Raw genomic sequence first — 17,459 nt, 5'->3', positions numbered from 1 at the left:
AACGTCAGGTTCCACCGGTCCCGGTAGAGGGTCTGGGCGGCCAGGTGCCAGTGGTGTTCTGCGGTTCCCCCGAGATCGTGGAGGGTTCTTATGCCGCGTCTCGGGTGAGGGCGGCGTTCTCGTAGTTGATCGGTGAGAGCCCGGCGGCGGCACTGTGTCGCCGCCGGTGGTTGTAGAAGCCGTAACACCAGTCGATGACCGCCGCCCGCGCCCTACTGATGGTGTCGAAGTCGTTGCGGGACAGCACTTCCCACTCCAGGCTGGAGAAGAACGCCTCCGCCGCGGCATTGTCGAAACACGACCCGACCCGGCCCATCGACTGACGGATGTCGAGCCGCCGACACAGAGCGGTGAACGCGCCCGCGGTGTAGGTCGACCCGCGGTCGGTGTGGAAGATCACCCCGGCGATTCGGTCCGCCCCGCCGCGGGCCGCCACCGCCATCCGGATCGCCGCACACGCCAGCTCGGCGTTCGGGTGCAGCCCCGTGGCCGCGCCGAGCAGCCGCCGCGAGTACAGGTCGATCACCGTGGCCAGATACAACTTCCCGGCCGCGGTGGGGATCTCGGTCATGTCCCCGACCCATCTGCGGTTCGGCTCGGCCGCAGTGAAACCCCGACGAAGCAGGTCCGGGAACTTCGGCGCCGTGCGGTCCTGGCGGGTCAGCCCGTTGTGCCGCTTGATCCGGCGGGCGACCAGGCCCTGGCGGCGCATCGAGTCCGCCACGGTCTTCTCCGACACCCGCCATCCGGCCTCACACAGGTCGGCGTGCAGACGGGGTGAGCCGTGTAGCCGCTGGGCGTCGTCGAACGCCACGGCCACGGCGGCGTCCAACGCGCAGCGGCGCTTCTCGGTCGCGGTGGCACCACCGTCGGAACGCGCGGCGCGGTCGAGCCACTTGTACAACCAGGAGATCGACACCCCCAACAGGGCGCAGGCCAGCGTGTGCGGCACCCGGTGGAAGGTCCTCTGGTCGGCGATGAAACGGGCCACGCTCACTTCGTCGCCTCCTTGACCCACAGGACCACGGATCGCTTGAGGACATCACGCTCCATCCGCAGCTCGGCGTTCTCCGCGCGCAGCCGCTTGAGCTCCTCGACGCCGCCGCGAGACAGGCCCTCGGTGTCCTCGCGGGCCTCTCGTGCACGGGCCACCCAGTTGCCCAGCGTGCCCTCGTTGACCCCCAGGTCACGGGCGACCTGGGCGATCGGCTTGCCCGTCTCCTCCACGACCCGGACCGCTCCGTCACGGAACTCCCGGTCGTAGCGCTTCCGTACCTCTGGCATCGCTACCCCTTATAGCTGATGCCTCCCCGATCATGGGTGAACCGCACGGTGTGGTCACCGGTCACCGGCTGTGGGGGTGAACTGCCGGCGGAGTGCCTGTTCGGTCTCGGCGTAGTCCTGCTGGGTCGCGGCGAGGTGACCGTCGAGGGAGGTGAGGCAGTCCTGCAGGTCGGTGAGGCCGTCGGTGCGGCGCTGTCGCAGGGACCGGACGGCGTCGGTGAGGGTGGTGGCTCCCAGGTCGGCGTCGGCGAGTGCGTCGAGGCCGGTCCGGGCCCGGGTGAGGTGTTCGCCGCCCCGGGTGAGCGCGGCCCGCAGGGTCTGCAGCCCTTCCGGCCCCACCGAGAAGTCGGTCATGGGGCGCAACGGTACGGAGCCGGGCAGACGACCGGGCTCCTTCGGCGAAAGATGTCGGACCCCGTCGCTAGTCTTTCGAACATGTATTCGACTCTTCTTCGCCGGTGTCGGCCCGGCGCCGGTTCAGTCCCGGCCGGGCGTCCAGCCCAGCTCGGCGGACACCGCGCCGGCCGCGGCGGCCGTCGTCCGGCCCAGCTCGGTGAGCCGGTCGCCGATCCGGCCGGTCGGCCCGGTGATGTTGATGGCCGCGACGACCCGGCCGCGGAAGTCGCGCACCGCCGCCGAGACCCCCGCGAGTCCCGGTTCCAGCTCGTCGGCGGCCTCGGCCCAGCCGCGTTCGGCGGCGTCCCGGATCGCCCGCCACAGCTCGGGGACGGTCCGGGCCCGCGCGCCGGGCCGGGCCGGGGCCAGGTCGTCGACCGTGCCGAAGCGGACGTACAGCTCGTCCGGCGTCGCGTCGGACAGCAACATCCGGCCGGCGGTCGTGCAGGCCAGCGGGGCCCGCGTGCCCTCCCACCCGGCGGCCCGGAACGAGTGCGCGGACACCGTCCGCACCGTGAACACCGCGTCGTCGCGGAGCACGCACAGGTGCGCCGTCTGCTCGGTCTCCACCGCCAGCCGGTGCAGTGCGGGTTCGGCCGCCGCGGTCAGCCGGTCGTCCGAGCCTCGTGCGACGAGCGAGAACAACCGCCAGCCGAGCCGGTAGGCCAGGGTGTCGGCGTCGCGTTCGACCAGGCCGGCGTCGGCGAGCGCCCGCAGCGTGCGGGAGACCTGGCTCTTCTCCCGGCCGGTCACCCGGGCGATCTGGGCGACACCGAGGCCGCCGGCACGTCGCGCCTGCTCCGAGGTCAGCGCCTCCAGCAGGTCCACGTCCCGGCTGAGCCCGTGACTGGTGCGCGGTGCGTCCGACACCGGGCGACCGTAGCCGGGGTTGGCCGGAGCGCAACACGGGTTGCGATCGCCGTCCGGTGCTGGTCGGCGGCCGGGTGCGCTCCTACCGTCGTCGGGGTCCCGACCACCGTGTCCCCCCGAGGCCCGATGAAGATCACCGACATCACGCTGGACCGGCTGCGCCTGCCGCTGGATCCGCCGCTGCACGCCGCCTGGGATCCGGAACCGCGCCGGGCGTTCGACGTCACCCTGGTCCGGGTCCACACCGACGACGGGCCGGTCGGTATCGGGTCCGGCGACACGATGGACGGCTTCGACGCCTTCCGGGAGGTGTTCGTCGGCGAGGATCCGCTCGCGATCGCCCGGCACGTCCGCGCCATCGAGTCGTGCACGGTGCACGGCGGGCACTACTGGCCGTTGGAGGCCGCGCTGTGGGACATCGCGGGCAAGGTCGCCGGGCTGCCCGTCGCGACCCTGTTCGGCGGGGCCCTCGACCGGCTCCCGGCGTACGCGTCGTTCTGCGTGCCGCGGCCACCGTCGGAGCGGGTCGAGGTCGCACTACAGGTCGCGGAGGAGGGCTTCCGGGCCGCGAAGATCCGGATCGACCGCGACCGGATCGACGACGGCGTCGCGACAGTGGCCGCCGTCCGAACCGCGCTCGGCGACGACTTCACGATCATGGTCGACCTGAACCAGTCCTGGCGGATGGCCGGTGACGTTGCCCCGGCGACCGACCTGGCCGCCACCCGCCGGTTGCTTCGCCGGCTCGCCGAGCTGGACGTCTTCTGGGTCGAGGAGCCGCTGCCCTACGCCGACACCGACGGGTTCCGGGCACTGCGCGCGGAGAATCCCGGCCTGCGGGTCGCGGCGGGGGAGATGCAGCGTTCGGTGCCGGAGATCCTGCGCTGGATCTCCGGCGACGTGCTCGACGTCTATCAGATGGACGTCGTGCTCTCGGTCGGGATGAGCCGCACCCGGACCCTCGCCGAGCTGGCGATGCTGCGGCACCGGGCGTTCACCCCGCACAGCTGGTCGAACGGTGTCGGTGTGCTGGCGAACCTGCACGTCGCGGCCGGTGTCGGGGGCGGTCCGTGGTTCGAGGTCCCGTACGACCCGCCGGACTGGACACCGGCCCGGCGGGACGTCGGGCTCGCGACCCCGCTGAGGATCGGCGCGGACGGCTGCCTCGCGGTCCCCGCCACGCCGGGACTGGGCGTCGAGCTCGACGAGGACGCGGTGGCGCGGTGGCGGATCCGGTGACGGCGCCGTTCTCGGCCGAGCCGACCTGCGCGCTCGAGTTCGGTCCCGGTCAGGTCGCCCGGCTCCCCGCGCTGGTCGACGGGCTCGGTGCGACGGCGGCGTTCGTCGTCACCGACGCCGGTCTGCGCGCCGCCGGTATCGCCGACCGGGTGCTCGCCGACCTCGCCGCAGCGGGGCTGCGGACCGGGGTGTTCGACGGCGTCGGGGCCAACCCCTCGACGGCGGTGGTCGACGCCGGTGCCGCGGCGCTGCGGTCGTTCGGGCCGTGCGCGGTGATCGGGCTGGGCGGTGGATCGGTCCTCGACGCGGCGAAGGGCATCGCGCTGCTCGCCACGAACCCCACGGCCCGTGCCGCCGACGCCGACGAGCTGTGGGGCGCCGCCGTCGACGGGCTCCCGCTGGTCGCCGTCCCCACCACGGCGGGGACCGGCGCGGAGACCAACGGCTTCGGTGTCGTCGAGGACGCCTGTGCCCGCCGCAAGATCTACCTGGGGCACCCGTCGGTACGGCCCCGCGTCGCCGTCCTCGATCCGGAGCTGACCATCGGTCTCCCGCCCTCGGTCACTGCCGCGACCGGGTTCGACGCGCTCGTCCACGGCATCGAGTCCCTCGCCTCGCGCGGCGCGAACCCGCTCTCCGAGGCGTTCGCGACCCGGGCCGTCGCGCTGGTGGGCCGGTGGCTGCCGGTCGCCGTCGACGACGGGGCGGACCTGCAGGCCCGCTCGGAACTGCTGCTCGGGGCGCACCTCGCCGGACAGGCGCTGACGCTGTCCGGTCTCGGGCTGGTGCACGGCATCGCGCACGCGCTCACCGCGCATCTCGGCACCCCGCACGGGATCGCGCTGGCCGCGGTGAACGCGCACGTCATGCGCTACAGCGCGGATGCCGCGGCCGACGCCTACCGCCGGGCGGGCACCGAACTGGGCGGGGACCCGCACGAGACGGTCGCCGGGCTGGCCGAGCGGATCGGTGTCCAGCGGGCGCTGCGCGACCTCGGCGCACAGCGGGACGCACTGCCGCGGCTGGCGGCCGCAGCCGTCGCGGACCCGGTCACCCGCAACGCCCCGCGGACCCCGACCGAGGACGACGTCCGGGACATCCTCGCCGCGGCCTGGTGACTCAGGGGTCGAGCGCGTCGCGGATCGGGGAACGCGCGGCCGTCGGCTCGACGGTGGTCCGGAGCGTGCCGATCACCGGCGCGAGCAGCCGCGCGTAGGTCTCGATCTCCGACGGACGGGACACGCTCAGCGTCAGTACCAGCACGACCTGCTGAGCGGGCACCGGGATCTGGACGCAGACGCTGCGGACGGTCACGTCCCGCTCGTCCACCGGCTCGCCCATCGGCCCGGTGCTGGTCCGGAACCGCTGGTCGGCGACCACCAGGAACCCCGGCCCGAGCGGGGTGTCGATGCGGTCCACGTTGTCCGCGCCGTACTGCCGCCTGAGCAGGTGCACGGTCAGGTCGGCGTCGGGCGGGCGCGGCGAGTCCAGTGGCTCGGTCGAGGCCACGAGCTGGGCGCTGCTCAGCTGTGGCGGGTCGTTGTCGGTGCGGGTCAGCACCACACCGGCGTAGAACGGCTCGGCCCGGGCCAGCTGCCGGACGGCGCCGAGACCCAGCTCGGTGAGGCGGGTGACCACGTCCTCGGGCGCGCCGGGGACGGCCGACCGCACGGCGGCGCCGATGGAGTCCGCGGTGCCGTCGAGCGGGATCGGGACGAGGACGTCGGGCGCGTCGAAGGCGATCACGATCAGTAGTCCGGATCGACCAGGTGATCGACGGGGCGGTCCGGATCGTCCCAGCTGAAGTGGTGGTCGGTCGCGGTGCAGGTGCACGGGTCGGCGAACAGGTGGTTGTGCAGGGCTGCGGGGGAGCGGGTGCCGATGGTGGTGGGGCCGCCGACCTGGCGGAAGCGCAGGTGCCAGCGGTCCTCGTAGATCGTCTGGTCGACGAACTGCCAGCCGTGGGCGGCGGCGCGGGTGCAGAGGTCGTCGAGCAGGAGGTAGCGGAAGTCCTGGTAGTCGATGGTCCAGTGGCCGTCGGCGTCGAGGTCGCGGGGGCCCTCGGTGAGGATGCGGTGCAGTGCGCGGCGGTTACGGCTGGGGTGGGTGTACGCGCGCCAGAGGTAGATGCAGCCGAGAGTGGCATAGAACATGCCCGTCAACGCGAAGATCCCCGTGAAGATCCATACGCCGTAGATGAGGACGTCGGTCACGATCGGCCCGCCGTCCCCTGTCGATGAAAGGACAGTGGATAGTTGCCGATCTTGGTGTCCAGCGGTCGGTGCAACGGGATGAGTCCGTGCCACGATGCGATCTCCCTGGCCATAGGGGTGGAGATCGGTGACAGTGGTGGACGATAGATGGAAGCGTCGACCCGCTTCCCGTCGACCATCACGCTGCGATGTCTGTACTTCTCCTTCTGGTCGTGCGCCATTCGGGTGATCAGTCGAATCTCTGTGACCAAGCTGAGCCGCTTGCGGCCGCTGTGCGTTCGCCTCCCGGTTGCGTACGTGTAGGTGGTCAGGGTGAGGTAGCGGAGTAGATGGAATCCGAAGTAAGACATCAAGGCGAGTCCGGCGAACTGCAAGAAGACAATCATTTCAGTCACTGCTTCCTTGCACTGGCCGCTCCTCTTCGTTGTGCAATGTTTAGGGTGCTACATTCTTGCGCTAGCGATGATTCGGACGAGATTTGTGCCAATGCCCAGTCCGCTTGCCGCATCCTTCTCGGTGTCGGTGGCCTTCTGGTCTGGATTGAGCCTTTTTCAACCTGCCGTTCCGGCAGCTCAGGGGCCTGGTTGTGTGGGTGCAGACGCCGAGCTGGCGAGCCGGTGACCTGTGCAGCTGTGGTCAGAGCAGTTGCGCTGCAACCTTCGCGATCTCCTGACGCAGAAGCTCGCTGGTCAGGTTGAAAAAGGCTCATTGGTCCAGTCCTTGACGGTCGGAGCCTGACCGGCGATTCCGGTAACCGGCACGACGCTCGAGAACATGTAGGGTGACTTCTCGTCGAACTTCGCCGAAGCAACGAACGGCTCTCGGAGTGGCGCGATCCGCGCCCTGGAAGCCTCTCTCGCAGCGGTCAAGGTGTCGCCGGCCTCTCTCGCGATGCGCGCCGCGGTAGTCGCCGAACTTACGGTCTCGATGGTGGCCCCGATGGTCTTGGCCCCGGGGATGACTCCCAGCACGTCGCTACCGAGTGTGTAGAAGTTCCACGAGCCCTTCTGAGCCATCGAGATGCTGTGGCCAGCGAGAGCCACGCCGCCCGCGGCGAGAGCCACTGGACCTGCGATGAAAGTGAGGCCTGGAAACAGAGCGAGCGCCCCTGCCGCCGCCGACACCACCCCCGCCACGTCCCCGATCGAGTTCGCGATGTCCCCCGTGGACCCACCCTCCGCATACCACTCCGGGTCCGGCGGCGGGATGCCGTCGTCGACGTCGGCGAGGACCTTCGCGGTCCGGCCACCCTCCAGCTCGTGCCGGTTCTCGAGGCTGACGGCGCGTCGCACGATCTGTTCCAGGTCCGCATCCAGCGTGCTGACCCGGCCGCCCGCGTCGCTGAGTGCCTGGTTGGCCGCGGTGATGCGGCGGTTGGCGTCGTCCAGCGCGGCCTGGTCGGTGTAGGTGCGGCTCGCGAGGGCGAAGTCCGGATGGGTCCGGGCCCGCTCGTACGCCTGCTCCGCCGCGGCGAGTTGCTCGCGGATCCGCCGGGCCTCGGCCTCCAGCTCCTGCGCGGCCTTCTGGTGCTCGGTGAGGGTGGCCGACCAGCCGTCGAGTGCGGTGCGGGCCCGGTCCAGCGCGGTCCGGCTGGTGTCGGTGTAGGCGGGGAGTTCCGCGGAACGCGACGAGAACGCCTCGGCGGCGGTGCCCGTCCACGTCGACCCGGGGGTGCGCAGCTTCTCGTAGGCGGCCCGGGTCTCCTGCAGCGCGCCCGCGGCGACGCCCAGCTGCTCGGTCAGCGCCCGGACGAAGGCCGGGTCCCCCGGCGCGGGGTCGAAGCCGAGGCCGGGCCAGCCGGCGGGGGACTGCGCACTCCCAGGCGTGGTCACGGTGCGGGCCGGCCGAACGAACCGGTGACCGCCTGCTCGGTCTCGGCGTAGGCCTTCTGGGTCTCGCCGAGCGCACGGTTGATCTGCCCGGCGCAGTCGGCGACCCGCTTGTGCCCGTCGCGCCGGCGCTCCAGGAACCGGCTGCACGCCGCGTCGAGGTCGGGCACGCCGAGGGTGCCGGAGCCGGCGGCGTCGAGCGCGGCCTGGGCCCTCGTCAGGTGCTCGCCGCCACGCGCGATGTCCGCGCGCAGGGCGGTGAGCCCACCGAGGTCGGTCATGGGTCGGAACGGTACGGAGCGCGGCCCCGCGCCGGGGCCGAACCACGGAATCCCGGCACCGACCGGGAGGCTGCAACGGTCGGATCGCCGGTGACCGAGCGGAGCAGCCGGGCGATCCGGGCCTGATCGACCACGACGACTCCGGACCGTCTGCAGGAACTCCCGGCACGGCTGCCGGACGCGTCGCGCGGAGAAGGGCCGGGACACGCGGCCGCCCGCCTCCCGGGCCCGTCCCGCGTCGCCGCTACGCTCGCACGCATCCTCCCGGGCCCGGGCGCACCGGCGACGCCGCCGTGCAGCCGCTCCCCAGGCGCGGGCCCGACCGGAACCCGCCGACCCCCCGAGGCGTTTCTGCGATGACCACCGCTCCCACGGACCAGCGAGGCCACCAGGTGCCCGAGACCGCCGACCCGACCACCGGCGAGACGCTCCTGCAGCGGGTGATCCTGCCCCGTCCCGCCGACCCGACCGCGGTGCGCGCGCTCTACCTCGACGAGCGTCCCGGGACCACGCTGGCCCCGGTCGACCCGCTGCCGGACGAGAAGAGCCGCTCGCTGTCGCTGACGGTCTCCACCGCCGGCGGCCGCCGGACCCGGATCGAGGGGCGGACCAGTGCGACCGTCCCGGCGTCGACCGAGGTCTCCTTCGGCTCCTACTTCAACGCCTTCGCCGCCGGGTACTGGCGGGCCTGGTCCACGCTGACCACCGTCGAGCTCCGGCTCGACCTGGAGGGCTCCGGCCGGGTCGACGTCTACCGCACCAAGGCCGACGGCTCGCACATCTTCGTCGGCGGGGAGACGGTCCGGGGCCGTCGCCGGGTCGGCATGGAGCTGGACCTCCGCCCGTTCTCCGACGGCGGCTGGTACTGGTTCGACCTGACCACCGACGGCGGTACCGACGGCGCGGACCTCACGCTGCACGGCGGCGGCTGGCACGCGCCGCACGACGCGCCGGGGCGGGCCGCCGTCGTCGTCGGGATGCCGACGTTCAACCGGCCGGACGACTGCGTCGCGACGCTGACCGCGCTGGGCTCCGACCCGCAGGTCCTGGCCGCGGTCACCGCGGTCGTGCTGCCCGACCAGGGCACCCGGAAGGTCCGTGACGAGGCGGGCTACGAGCAGGCGGCCGCCGTCCTCGGGGACCGGCTGCGGATCGTGGACCAGCCCAACCTCGGCGGGTCCGGCGGGTACGCCCGGGTGATGTACGAGGTGCTGCACGGGACCGGCCCGCACGCGGGTGGCATCGACTGCGAGCAGATCCTCTACATGGACGACGACATCCTGCTGGAGCCGGACTCGGTGCTCCGCGCGGTCGCGTTCAGCCGGTTCGCCCGGGAGCCGATGCTCGTCGGCGGGCAGATGCTGTCGCTGCAGGCCCGCTCGCAGCTGTCCACGATGGGCGAGGTCGTCGACCGGAACCTGTTCCTCTGGCACAGCGCCCCGCGTACCGAGAACCACCACGATCTCGCGAGCCAGACGCTCCGCCAGACGCCGTGGCTGCACCGCCGGGTCGACGTCGACTACAACGCCTGGTGGATGTGCCTCATCCCGCGCCGGGTCGCCGAGGACCTCGGGCTCCCGCTGCCGCTGTTCATCAAGGGCGACGACATGGAGTACGGCCTGCGGGCCCGCTCGGCCGGGTACCGCACGGCGACCGTGCCGGGCATCGCGATCTGGCACATGTCGTTCATCGAGAAGAACGACTCGGCGGACTGGCAGGCGTACTTCCACTACCGCAACCGGCTGGTCGCGGCCGCACTGCACGGGCCGGACGACCCGTCGGCGCTGCTGCGCGAGAGCTTCAAGCGGACCCTGCGGCACCTGATGCTCATGGAGTACTCGGCCGTCGCCCTGCAGATCAAGGGCTTCACCGACTTCCTCGCCGGGCCGGAGGCGCTGTTCCCGAAGCTGCCGATCGCCCTCGACGAGGTCCGTGCGCTGCGCGCCGAGTACGACGACGGCCGCCCGCTGGACTCGGCCACCGAGGTCCCGCACGCCGAGCTGGACGCGCTGGGCTCGCAGCTGTTCCCGGACCCGCCGGTCGGCAAGGCGAAGGTCGCGCTCGGGCTGGCCCGCGGCGTCCTGCGGAACCTGCGCGCCCCCGACCCGGCGCTGCGGGACCGTCCGCAGCGCAACGTGCCGTGGTCGGACGCGCAGTGGTTCGTCCTCGCCGGGCTGGACTCCGCGACGGTGTCGACCCCGGACGGCCGCGGTGCGACCTTCCGCCGTCGTGACCCGCAGATGTTCCGCCGGATGGTCGCCGAGTCGTTCCGGCTGCACCGGGCCGTCGCCACCGACTGGCAGGCGCTGCGCGGGCGCTACCGGGCGGCGCAGCCCACGCTGACCGGTCGCGACGGCTGGAAGCAGATCTTCGAGTGAGTACCGCCCCCGCACGCCGGGGGTGGCTGCTCCTGCTGCTGGGCGGGCTGACCTGCCTGCTCGGGCTCGGTGCTGCGCTGGCCCCGGTCGACGCCGACGACCCGGTCGTCACCTGGCCACGGGCCGGCGCGGACCCGGCGGTGCCGCAGTCGACGGTGCTGCCGCTCTCGCCGTACCGGCCGCTGGAGTTCACGGCGTCGATCCCGTGCACCGCCCCGAGGGGGACGTGCTGCGCACGATGCCCGCCGACGCGGACCCGGTCACGGCGCCGGGGCTCGCCGCGACCGCCGCGAACGGCACGCTGACGATCCGCTCCGGTGACCGGGACCTGGTCACCGCGCCGGTCGGGCCGGGCTGCGCGTACGAGGTGCGGGCCGACGCCTCGGGCACCGTCGTCAGCCGGGACGGGCAGGTGGTGGCGTCCGAGCCGGATCTCGGGCCCCCGCAGGTCGCCGAGCTGTCCACCGCGCTGACCGGCCCGGACGCGAACGGGCTCGGGGTGTCGCTGCACACCGACGCCCGCTACGAGTCGTCGCCGTCGCCGCTGAAGGTGGCGCTGCTCGTCGCGCACCTGCTGGCGCTGGCCGCGACCCTCGCGCTCGCGGTCCGGACCTGGACCGGAACCCGCCGGGTGTTCGCGGCGCGGCCGCGGCCGGGCATCGCCGACGCCGTCGTGCTGGTCGTGACGCTCGTGTGGGCGGTGCTGGGGCCGGTCAACATCGACGACTCCTGGTACGCGCTGATGGCCCGGCAGGGCGCCGCGACCGGGACCATCGGCAACGCGATCTACCAGTTCAACGTCACCGAGGCGCCGTTCACGACCGGGCAGTACCTCATGCAGCTCGTGGGCGGAGCCACCGGCTGGGGGCTGCTCGGGCTCCGCGCCGTCCCGGTCGTGCTCGGCCTGGGGACCTGGGTGCTGCTGCGGCTGGCGCTGGTCGCGCTCGCCGACCGGGCCGGGACGCGGACGGGCGTGGTGGCCGCGCTGGCGGTCGCCCACCTGGCCTGGTTCCTGCCCTACGGCATCACGCTGCGCCCGGAGCCGGTCGGGACGCTCGCCGCCGCCGGGGTGCTGCTGCTCGTCGCGGCCACGCTGCGGACCGGCGCGATCGGGTTGCTCGCACCGGCCACCGTCGTCGCCGTACTGGGGGTGACGGCGGCCCCTGCGGCGCTGGTCGCCGCGGTGCCGCTGCTGCTCGTGCTGCCGTCGGTGTGGTGGCACCTGGTGCACTCGCGGTGGAGCGGCCGGCTCGCGACCGTCGCGGTCGCGCTGGCCGCGGCGAGCGTCGTCGTCCCGCTGGGGATGGCCGACCAGACCCTCGCCGACGTCCGCGAGTCGATCGCGGTGCACCGCTGGTACTACTTCCAGTACTCCTGGTACTCGGAGCTGGTCCACTACGCCAACCTCCTCGGCCCGGACGACCAGGGCGCCTGGGGCCGGCGGCTCCCGGTCCTGCTGACGGTCGCCGTGCTGCTGCTCGGCGTGGTGCGGCTGGCGACCCGGCGGGGCACCGGCGGGCCGCTCGGGCGGACCCTCGGGTTCGCGGCCGCCGCGACGGTGCTGGCCCTGGTCGCCGTCGCGCTCAGCCCGACCAAGTGGGTCAACCACTTCGGCGCGGTCGCCGCCCCGGCCACGCTGCTGCTCGCCGTCGCGCTCGCCCGCGGGCCGCTGCCGCGCCGGGCGTCGTGGCGGCTGGTCGCCGTCGGGACGGCGGTGCTCGGCGTCGTCGCCGCGGTCGTCTACGCCGGTCCGAACCTGTGGCGGCCGTTCGGGGACTGGGGGCAGCCCTTCGGGAACCACTCGGTCGTCGACGCGCCGATCCACCAGCAGGTGCTGGCCCCGCACCTCGGGCCGCTCTACCTGCGCAGCCCGCTGCTGTGGCTGCTCGTGGCCGTCGCCGCGCTGTGGTGGGCGCACCGGCGGCGGCGGTCCGGACGACCGCCCGGCACCGGCCCGGACGGTGCGATCCTGCGGACCGCGGCCGCGGGTGGCGTCGTACTGATGCTGCTCGTGTTCGCGCTCGCCCCGGTGCAGCAGGCACCCGGGCCGTCGGTGGCGTCGATGAACGTCGCCGCACTGGGCGGGAACCCGTGCGGGCTGGCCGACGCCGTCCGCGTCCGGATGCCGGACGGCGCGGCCCCGCAGCAGGCCGGTCTCCCCGAGCTGACCGGCGCGATGCGCGACGGGCCGCCGCCCGACCGCCCCGGGATCCCCGGCCCGGTGTGGCACACCGCCGACGCCGGCACCGGCACCCTGACGACCGGCTGGTTCCCGCTCCCCGAGGGCGGGACGCACCTGCTCGTCCCCGCCACCGGCGACCTGCGGGCGGACCAGTCCGTGCGCGTCGAGACCGCGGACGGTCCCCCCGGGCTGCCGGTGGCGGCCACCGTGCGGCCCGTGCAGCTCCCCGGGGCGAAGACGGCCGACTGGACCGACCTGGAGATCGACCTGGAGGGTTCGCCCACCCAGGCCCGGCTGCTCGTCGACGACCGCATCGACGGCCCGGACAGCTGGCTCGGGATCGGGGCCCCGGTGCCCGCGCGGGACCGGCCGGTGTCCGAGGTGCTCGACGGGGCCCCGGTGTTCGCCGACCAGGTCTCGGCGCTGCTGTGGCCGTGCCAGGACCAGATCGTGGTTCGGCACGGGATCGCCGAGGCACCGCAGTGGCGGCTGCGCACCGGCGACGGCCTGGAGGGGGCGACCGAGGACAACGCGTTCTTCGCCGCGAACGGCGGCGCGCTCGCCGGGATTGGCCGGACGGCGACCTTCGACGAGGTCCCGTCCCGGCTGGACCCGCCGCCCGGGCGGGCGATGTACACCTGGGGGCACGTCGAGCGGGTGGTGTACGACCATCCGACCGGCGGCTACGACGTGCGCGTCGGGACCGAGCGGCGGTGGGGCTGGGAGCGGTTGCCGACGCTGGCCGACCGGGCCTACACCGGGCGGGACTTCCTGGGCTGAGTGCGCCGGTCACAGGACGCTGCCGAGACGAAAGCGGCGGTGGTGGCATCGGTGCACCATCCTCGACGGCGACTGCGGCATTCCGGTCGGTGTTCGGCGATACGGTGCGCGCGTGGGGTTCCCGGTGGTCGATGTCTCGGACTGGGAGTCCGCCCGGCCGGAGGCGGTCGGGCGGGAGGCCAAGGTCTGGATCAGGCCACCCGGGATCCCGACGACGACCCGGGAACACGACTGGTTGTTCAAGCCGGTCGTGACTCCGGCCAACGGCAACCGGCAGGGTGAGGACTGGGCGGAGAAACTCGCAGCGGAGCTCGGAAGCCTGCTGGGCGTCCCGTGCGCGGAGATCGATGTCGCCGTGCGTGGGGGAACGGCCGGCTCGGTGTCCCGCAACGTCGCGCCGGACGGGTGGAACCTCGTCCTCGGGTCCGTACTGCTCAGCGCGCGGGATCCCGACTACGTCGAAGGTGAGATCCGGCCCCCGGGGCGGCCCGGTCACAGCCCGGCGGCGATCCTGCAGGCGTTGCGGGGGCTCGACGGCCCACCGGGGGTCGGAAACGTCGGTGCTCCGGCGGCATTCGTCGGATTCCTCGTGCTGGACGCCTGGACCGGTAACCAGGACCGGCACGACCAGAACTGGGCCGTGCTGCGCGAGTCGGTGGGACCGGGGCGGCTCCGGCTGGCGCCGTCGTTCGATCATGCGAGTTCGCTGGGGTTCAATCTTCGCGATTCCCGGCGGGACGCGCTGCTCCGCAACGGGCTCGACGCGTTCGTGACGGCGGCCCGTGCGCACCGGTTCGAGCACCGGGTTCCCGCGCGGCGGTCGGATATACCGAGCCTGGTCGACGTGGTGCGTGCGACCCTGGAAGCCGAGCCGGCCGGGCGGATCTGGCTCGAGAGACTCGAGGCGGTGCGGATCGACCAGATCGCAGACCTGGTCGCGGCCGTCCCGGGACTGTCGGACCCGGCGGCTAGGTTCGCCCGAGAGATGCTCCGGCTCAACAGGGAGAGGTTGCTCGATGTCCGCTGACCCGACCGTCGAGACATCGGGCACCGCCGTCCGGGTGGCTCCTGGAACGGGCCGCTCGGCGGGTGCCCTGATCGTCGCGTGGCAACACCCCGGAACCCGTCTGATCAGTCCGGTGGGCAGGTTGGAACACGGCCCGGGCTTCGGATACCGGTTCCACTACCTGCGTGCGGCAGCGGTCGAGGGCTTCCAGGCGTTCCTCAGCTTTCCCGACCTGTCCCACGAGTACCGCTCGGAGCGGCTGTTCCCGCTGTTCTCCCAGCGGATCATGAGCTGGCGCCGACCGGACTTCGCCGAGTACCTCAGGCAGCTCCATCTCGACGCACACGCCACCCCGTGGGAGCAACTGGCCCGCTCGGAGGGCCGGCGCACCGGTGACACGGTGCAGATGTTCCCCGTCCCCTCCGTCGAGGCGGACGGCTCGAGCACGTGCTTCTTCCTCGTCCACGGCATCCGGTACGTCACCGGTGGCCCGCTACCCGTCCTCGCGCCGGGGGACCGGCTGGAGCTGCGGAGGGAACCGGGCAACGTACGGAATCTGGCGGCCAGGCTGGTGTGTACGTCCGACGGTGCTCCGCTCGGCTACGTACCGGACCTGTTGCTCGACCACCTCGACGCCATGCTCGGCACCGGGCCGGTGTCGCTGACCGTGGAGCACGTGAACGGGCCCGAAGCGCCACCGCATCTGCGGCTGCTCGTCCGCCTGGCGGGCTCGACGCCGCCCGGCTACGTCCCGATGTCGGGTGGCCGGTGGCGACGGTGGGGGAGCTGACCCCTCCGCGTACGTCGCAACGACGACCCACCCCCGGGCCGCCCCCGGGGTCGCACCCGATGGGCCCGCCCTCCCGCCGCGGTGTGCTGGGAGTGTGTTCTCCACCAAGACCTGGCGCCGCCTCACCGTCTGGCTGCACGTGCTCACCTCGGTCGGCTGGATGGCGCTCGCCGCCTCCCTCGCCGCACTGCAGGTGTTCGCCACCGACCCGGCCGTCCGCGGGCCGGCCCTGCTCGCCGCGCACCATCTCGACGCGGTCCTGCTCGCCCCGCTGGCCGTCGGATCGGCGCTGACCGGGATGGTGCTGGCCGCCGCCACGCCGTACGGGTTCTTCCAGCACCGCTGGGTCGCGACGAAGTTCGCGATCACGCTGGTGCAGCTCTACCTGGGGATCGTCGTGCTCTCCGCCCGGCTCGACGCGGCCAGGGCCGATCCCGCGGGGTCCCTGCCGGCGACGCTGCTGACGCTCACGCTGCTCATGGTCGCCGCGATCGCGTTCCAGGCGTGGCTGTCGATCGAGAAGCCGTGGGGCCGGACGCGCCGTTCCGCCGGGCGCCCGAAGCCGACGACCGGCCCGCGGTGGATGTTCGCGACGGCCTGCGTGGCCGTCGTCGTCGATCTCGGGACCGGGTTCGCGGTCGGCCACCCGATGCCGCTGGCGTCGGTCGTGGTGCTCGTCGCCGTGCTGCTCGGGCGGTCGCGGCCGCTCAGGAGTCCGCGTAGAGCCGGCTCCACGCCGAGTCGGTAAGTCGCAGGAGCAGAGTGCGGCCGGTCTCGGTCACGGAGTGCAGCCCGCCCGAGATCGCCACACGGACGGCTCGCTGGACCTGGTGCGGGAGGCGGGCCGATTCCGCGAGCCGCAGGCCGACGATCAATGCAGCCTCGGCCTCCTCACGCTCGCCGGTCGCGAGCAGCACACGTCCGGCGGTGATCCGTTCGATGGCCGCCCACTGCGGCGCGGGGGGTGCTACCGCAGCGTTCGACCGTTGCATGAGCCGGTGTGCCTCCGCTGTGCGGCCGGTGTCGGCGAGGCCGCGTAGGTGGATCTCTCGATAGGTGAACTCGGTTGCCAGCATCCCCGACTCCGGCGCGCGGTCGAGGTGACTCCGATAGCTGCGCATGGCACCGTCGAAGAGGTCTTCTCGACCTGCTTCACCGTAGGCACGCGCAAGCATTGCGCTGGCAGCCGCGGCGATGGTCGTGTCGCTCGCCCGGGAGACGGCGAGCTGAAGCCGGCTGATCGATGCCGCCGTTCGTCCTGCTTTCCTTAATTCGTTGCCGTGCATGGCGAGCACTCTGGTGGTGAGTTCGGCGTCGTCGAGATGGGTCGCCGCGAGAAGCGCGCGTCCGGTCCACTTTGCCGCATGTGCCAGGTTCTCTTCGGGGAGAAGCGTTCCCAGCGTAACCCCAAGCCTGAGTCGAGCGCGAACAAGGATGATCAGGGATTCCCGCTCCAGCGATCCTTCCGAGGCCCTCGATTCGAGTCGGGCGACCAGTGGCCATAGTTCGTCGACCGCGTGGGCTGCGTCTCCCGATTTCCGGGCGATCTCAGCGAGGGTGATCACCCATCCTGCGAACTGGATCATCGCCTCGAAGGTCGCGTCGTCCGCTTCGGTCGCTCCCAATGCGTGTACGGGAACGCCGAGTGTATGTGCAATGCGACGGAGGGTTCTCACGTCGGTGATCGAGCGCCGTCGCGTTTCGAGCATGGATATATACGTCTTGTCATAGCCCAGCAGTTCGGCCAATCGCTCCTGGCTGACACCGTTCAGTCGTCGATATGTTCTGAGTATCTGGCCGAGCTCACGGGTTCGCAGTGACTGTGCGGCGTCCGAGCTCGACCAGAGCCACTTGGTCGAGGTCACGGTAAATCAGGTCGTGAGCCGATGCCAAGCGCTGATCGAGCGCCTGTAGCCGGCCGGCATGGTCAAGGCGTTCACCTCGGGCTGCGAGAAGAGTCCGATCTCCTTGTGCTCGTGCGACAGCACCGGTTCGGTTTCGGAAATCGGGCGGCATCCGTATGTCACGATGAAAACATGCCGCTCGACTTCATCGATGTAGTACATCCATGAATCAAGAATTGGCCCGGTGGCGACTTTCCACTGCGTCTCCTCGAATACCTCCCTGGCGACACAGTCTTCTGGAGTCTCGCCGATCTCGATACGTCCACCGGGGAGTTCCCACTCCTCGCGCTCGTTCTTCAACAGTAGA

The 17,459-nt window shown here is 72.3% G+C and carries 17 protein-coding genes; 7 read left to right on the top strand and 10 right to left on the bottom strand.

Translation table 11 applies throughout. From position 1 onward, the window contains the following. Nucleotides 1-88: 88 nt before the first annotated feature. The 4 genes from AFB00_RS10385 to AFB00_RS10370 all read right to left on the bottom strand — a co-directional run bounded on the left by AFB00_RS10385 (nt 89) and on the right by AFB00_RS10370 (nt 2,550). Complete coding sequence (locus tag AFB00_RS10385; protein ID WP_060710839.1) at nt 89-997, bottom strand: IS3 family transposase; 909 nt, start codon at nt 995-997, stop codon at nt 89-91. Continuing rightward, complete coding sequence (locus tag AFB00_RS10380) at nt 994-1,284, bottom strand: transposase (RefSeq protein ID WP_060710840.1); 291 nt, start codon at nt 1,282-1,284, stop codon at nt 994-996. The genes AFB00_RS10385 and AFB00_RS10380 overlap by 4 nt, the downstream gene beginning before the upstream one ends. A 54-nt stretch (nt 1,285-1,338) precedes the next feature. Beyond that, nucleotides 1,339-1,638: a hypothetical protein gene (locus tag AFB00_RS10375; RefSeq protein WP_068797060.1), complete on the bottom strand. Its 300-nt coding sequence runs from the start codon at nt 1,636-1,638 to the stop codon at nt 1,339-1,341. Nucleotides 1,639-1,761: 123 nt separating this feature from the next. After that, the gene (locus AFB00_RS10370; protein WP_068797059.1) at nt 1,762-2,550 is read right to left on the bottom strand and encodes an IclR family transcriptional regulator; all 789 of its coding nucleotides are present in this window, start codon (nt 2,548-2,550) and stop codon (nt 1,762-1,764) included. Nucleotides 2,551-2,676: 126 nt separating this feature from the next. Here AFB00_RS10370 and AFB00_RS10365 point away from each other — a divergent pair, with 126 nt between their 5' ends. Both AFB00_RS10365 and AFB00_RS10360 read left to right on the top strand, forming a co-directional pair. Beyond that, the gene (locus AFB00_RS10365) at nt 2,677-3,789 is read left to right on the top strand and encodes a mandelate racemase/muconate lactonizing enzyme family protein (protein ID WP_068797058.1); all 1,113 of its coding nucleotides are present in this window, start codon (nt 2,677-2,679) and stop codon (nt 3,787-3,789) included. Then, complete coding sequence (locus tag AFB00_RS10360; RefSeq protein ID WP_231974308.1) at nt 3,774-4,907, top strand: iron-containing alcohol dehydrogenase family protein; 1,134 nt, start codon at nt 3,774-3,776, stop codon at nt 4,905-4,907. The genes AFB00_RS10365 and AFB00_RS10360 overlap by 16 nt, the downstream gene beginning before the upstream one ends. Before the next feature lies 1 nt (nt 4,908). Here AFB00_RS10360 and AFB00_RS10355 read toward each other — a convergent pair whose 3' ends face one another. The 4 genes from AFB00_RS10355 to AFB00_RS10335 all read right to left on the bottom strand — a co-directional run bounded on the left by AFB00_RS10355 (nt 4,909) and on the right by AFB00_RS10335 (nt 8,112). After that, entirely contained in the window at nt 4,909-5,535 is a 627-nt protein-coding gene (locus tag AFB00_RS10355) for a hypothetical protein (RefSeq protein WP_068797057.1), read from the bottom strand. Between the two features lie 2 nt (nt 5,536-5,537). Then, complete coding sequence (locus AFB00_RS10350) at nt 5,538-6,002, bottom strand: hypothetical protein (RefSeq protein WP_068797056.1); 465 nt, start codon at nt 6,000-6,002, stop codon at nt 5,538-5,540. A 689-nt stretch (nt 6,003-6,691) separates the two neighbouring features. Beyond that, nucleotides 6,692-7,834, bottom strand: a complete 1,143-nt coding sequence (locus AFB00_RS10340; protein ID WP_068797054.1) for a hypothetical protein — start codon at nt 7,832-7,834, stop codon at nt 6,692-6,694. Beyond that, nucleotides 7,831-8,112, bottom strand: coding sequence for a hypothetical protein (locus AFB00_RS10335; protein ID WP_068797053.1), 282 nt, complete (start codon nt 8,110-8,112; stop codon nt 7,831-7,833). Before AFB00_RS10335 ends, AFB00_RS10340 begins: the two co-directional genes overlap by 4 nt. Before the next feature lie 356 nt (nt 8,113-8,468). Between AFB00_RS10335 and AFB00_RS10330 the strand changes: the two genes are divergently transcribed. The 5 genes from AFB00_RS10330 (at nt 8,469) to AFB00_RS10310 (ending at nt 15,996) form a co-directional block, all read left to right on the top strand. Continuing rightward, nucleotides 8,469-10,490: a glycosyltransferase gene (locus tag AFB00_RS10330; RefSeq protein ID WP_083275416.1), complete on the top strand. Its 2,022-nt coding sequence runs from the start codon at nt 8,469-8,471 to the stop codon at nt 10,488-10,490. 205 nt (nt 10,491-10,695) lie between these two features. After that, the gene (locus tag AFB00_RS10325; protein WP_156819478.1) at nt 10,696-13,452 is read left to right on the top strand and encodes an arabinosyltransferase domain-containing protein; all 2,757 of its coding nucleotides are present in this window, start codon (nt 10,696-10,698) and stop codon (nt 13,450-13,452) included. A 112-nt stretch (nt 13,453-13,564) separates the two neighbouring features. Next, the gene (locus AFB00_RS10320; RefSeq protein ID WP_068797051.1) at nt 13,565-14,479 is read left to right on the top strand and encodes a hypothetical protein; all 915 of its coding nucleotides are present in this window, start codon (nt 13,565-13,567) and stop codon (nt 14,477-14,479) included. A gap of 112 nt (nt 14,480-14,591) precedes the next feature. Further along, a complete protein-coding gene (locus tag AFB00_RS10315; RefSeq protein ID WP_083275413.1) occupies nt 14,592-15,248 on the top strand; it encodes an HIRAN domain-containing protein in 657 nt (218 codons plus the stop codon). Between the two features lie 94 nt (nt 15,249-15,342). Further along, nucleotides 15,343-15,996 carry a hypothetical protein gene (locus tag AFB00_RS10310; RefSeq protein WP_068797049.1) on the top strand — a complete coding sequence of 218 codons (654 nt, stop codon included), beginning with the start codon at nt 15,343-15,345 and terminating at the stop codon, nt 15,994-15,996. Here the strand turns inward: AFB00_RS10310 and AFB00_RS10305 are convergent. After that, entirely contained in the window at nt 15,956-17,113 is a 1,158-nt protein-coding gene (locus AFB00_RS10305) for a helix-turn-helix domain-containing protein (RefSeq protein ID WP_197519813.1), read from the bottom strand. The two genes, AFB00_RS10310 and AFB00_RS10305, sit on opposite strands and share 41 nt — an antisense overlap. 6 nt (nt 17,114-17,119) lie before the next feature. After that, nucleotides 17,120-17,452, bottom strand: coding sequence for an NUDIX hydrolase (locus AFB00_RS10300; RefSeq protein ID WP_231974306.1), 333 nt, complete (start codon nt 17,450-17,452; stop codon nt 17,120-17,122). Between the last annotated feature and the right edge of the window lie 7 nt (nt 17,453-17,459).

Source organism: Pseudonocardia sp. HH130630-07 (assembly GCF_001698125.1).
Lineage (GTDB): Bacteria > Actinomycetota > Actinomycetes > Mycobacteriales > Pseudonocardiaceae > Pseudonocardia.
This window is presented reverse-complemented; position numbering and strand designations above follow the sequence as displayed.

What these genes read in the sequence shown, in the direction of transcription:
- AFB00_RS10335 (WP_068797053.1), bottom strand. Translation starts at nt 8,112, where the DNA reads ATGACCGACCTCGGTGGGCTCACCGCCCTGCGCGCGGACATCGCGCGT.
- AFB00_RS10330 (WP_083275416.1), top strand. Translation starts at nt 8,469, where the DNA reads ATGACCACCGCTCCCACGGACCAGCGAGGCCACCAGGTGCCCGAGACC.
- AFB00_RS10375 (WP_068797060.1), bottom strand. Translation starts at nt 1,638, where the DNA reads ATGACCGACTTCTCGGTGGGGCCGGAAGGGCTGCAGACCCTGCGGGCC.
- AFB00_RS10365 (WP_068797058.1), top strand. Translation starts at nt 2,677, where the DNA reads ATGAAGATCACCGACATCACGCTGGACCGGCTGCGCCTGCCGCTGGAT.
- AFB00_RS10380 (WP_060710840.1), bottom strand. Translation starts at nt 1,284, where the DNA reads ATGCCAGAGGTACGGAAGCGCTACGACCGGGAGTTCCGTGACGGAGCG.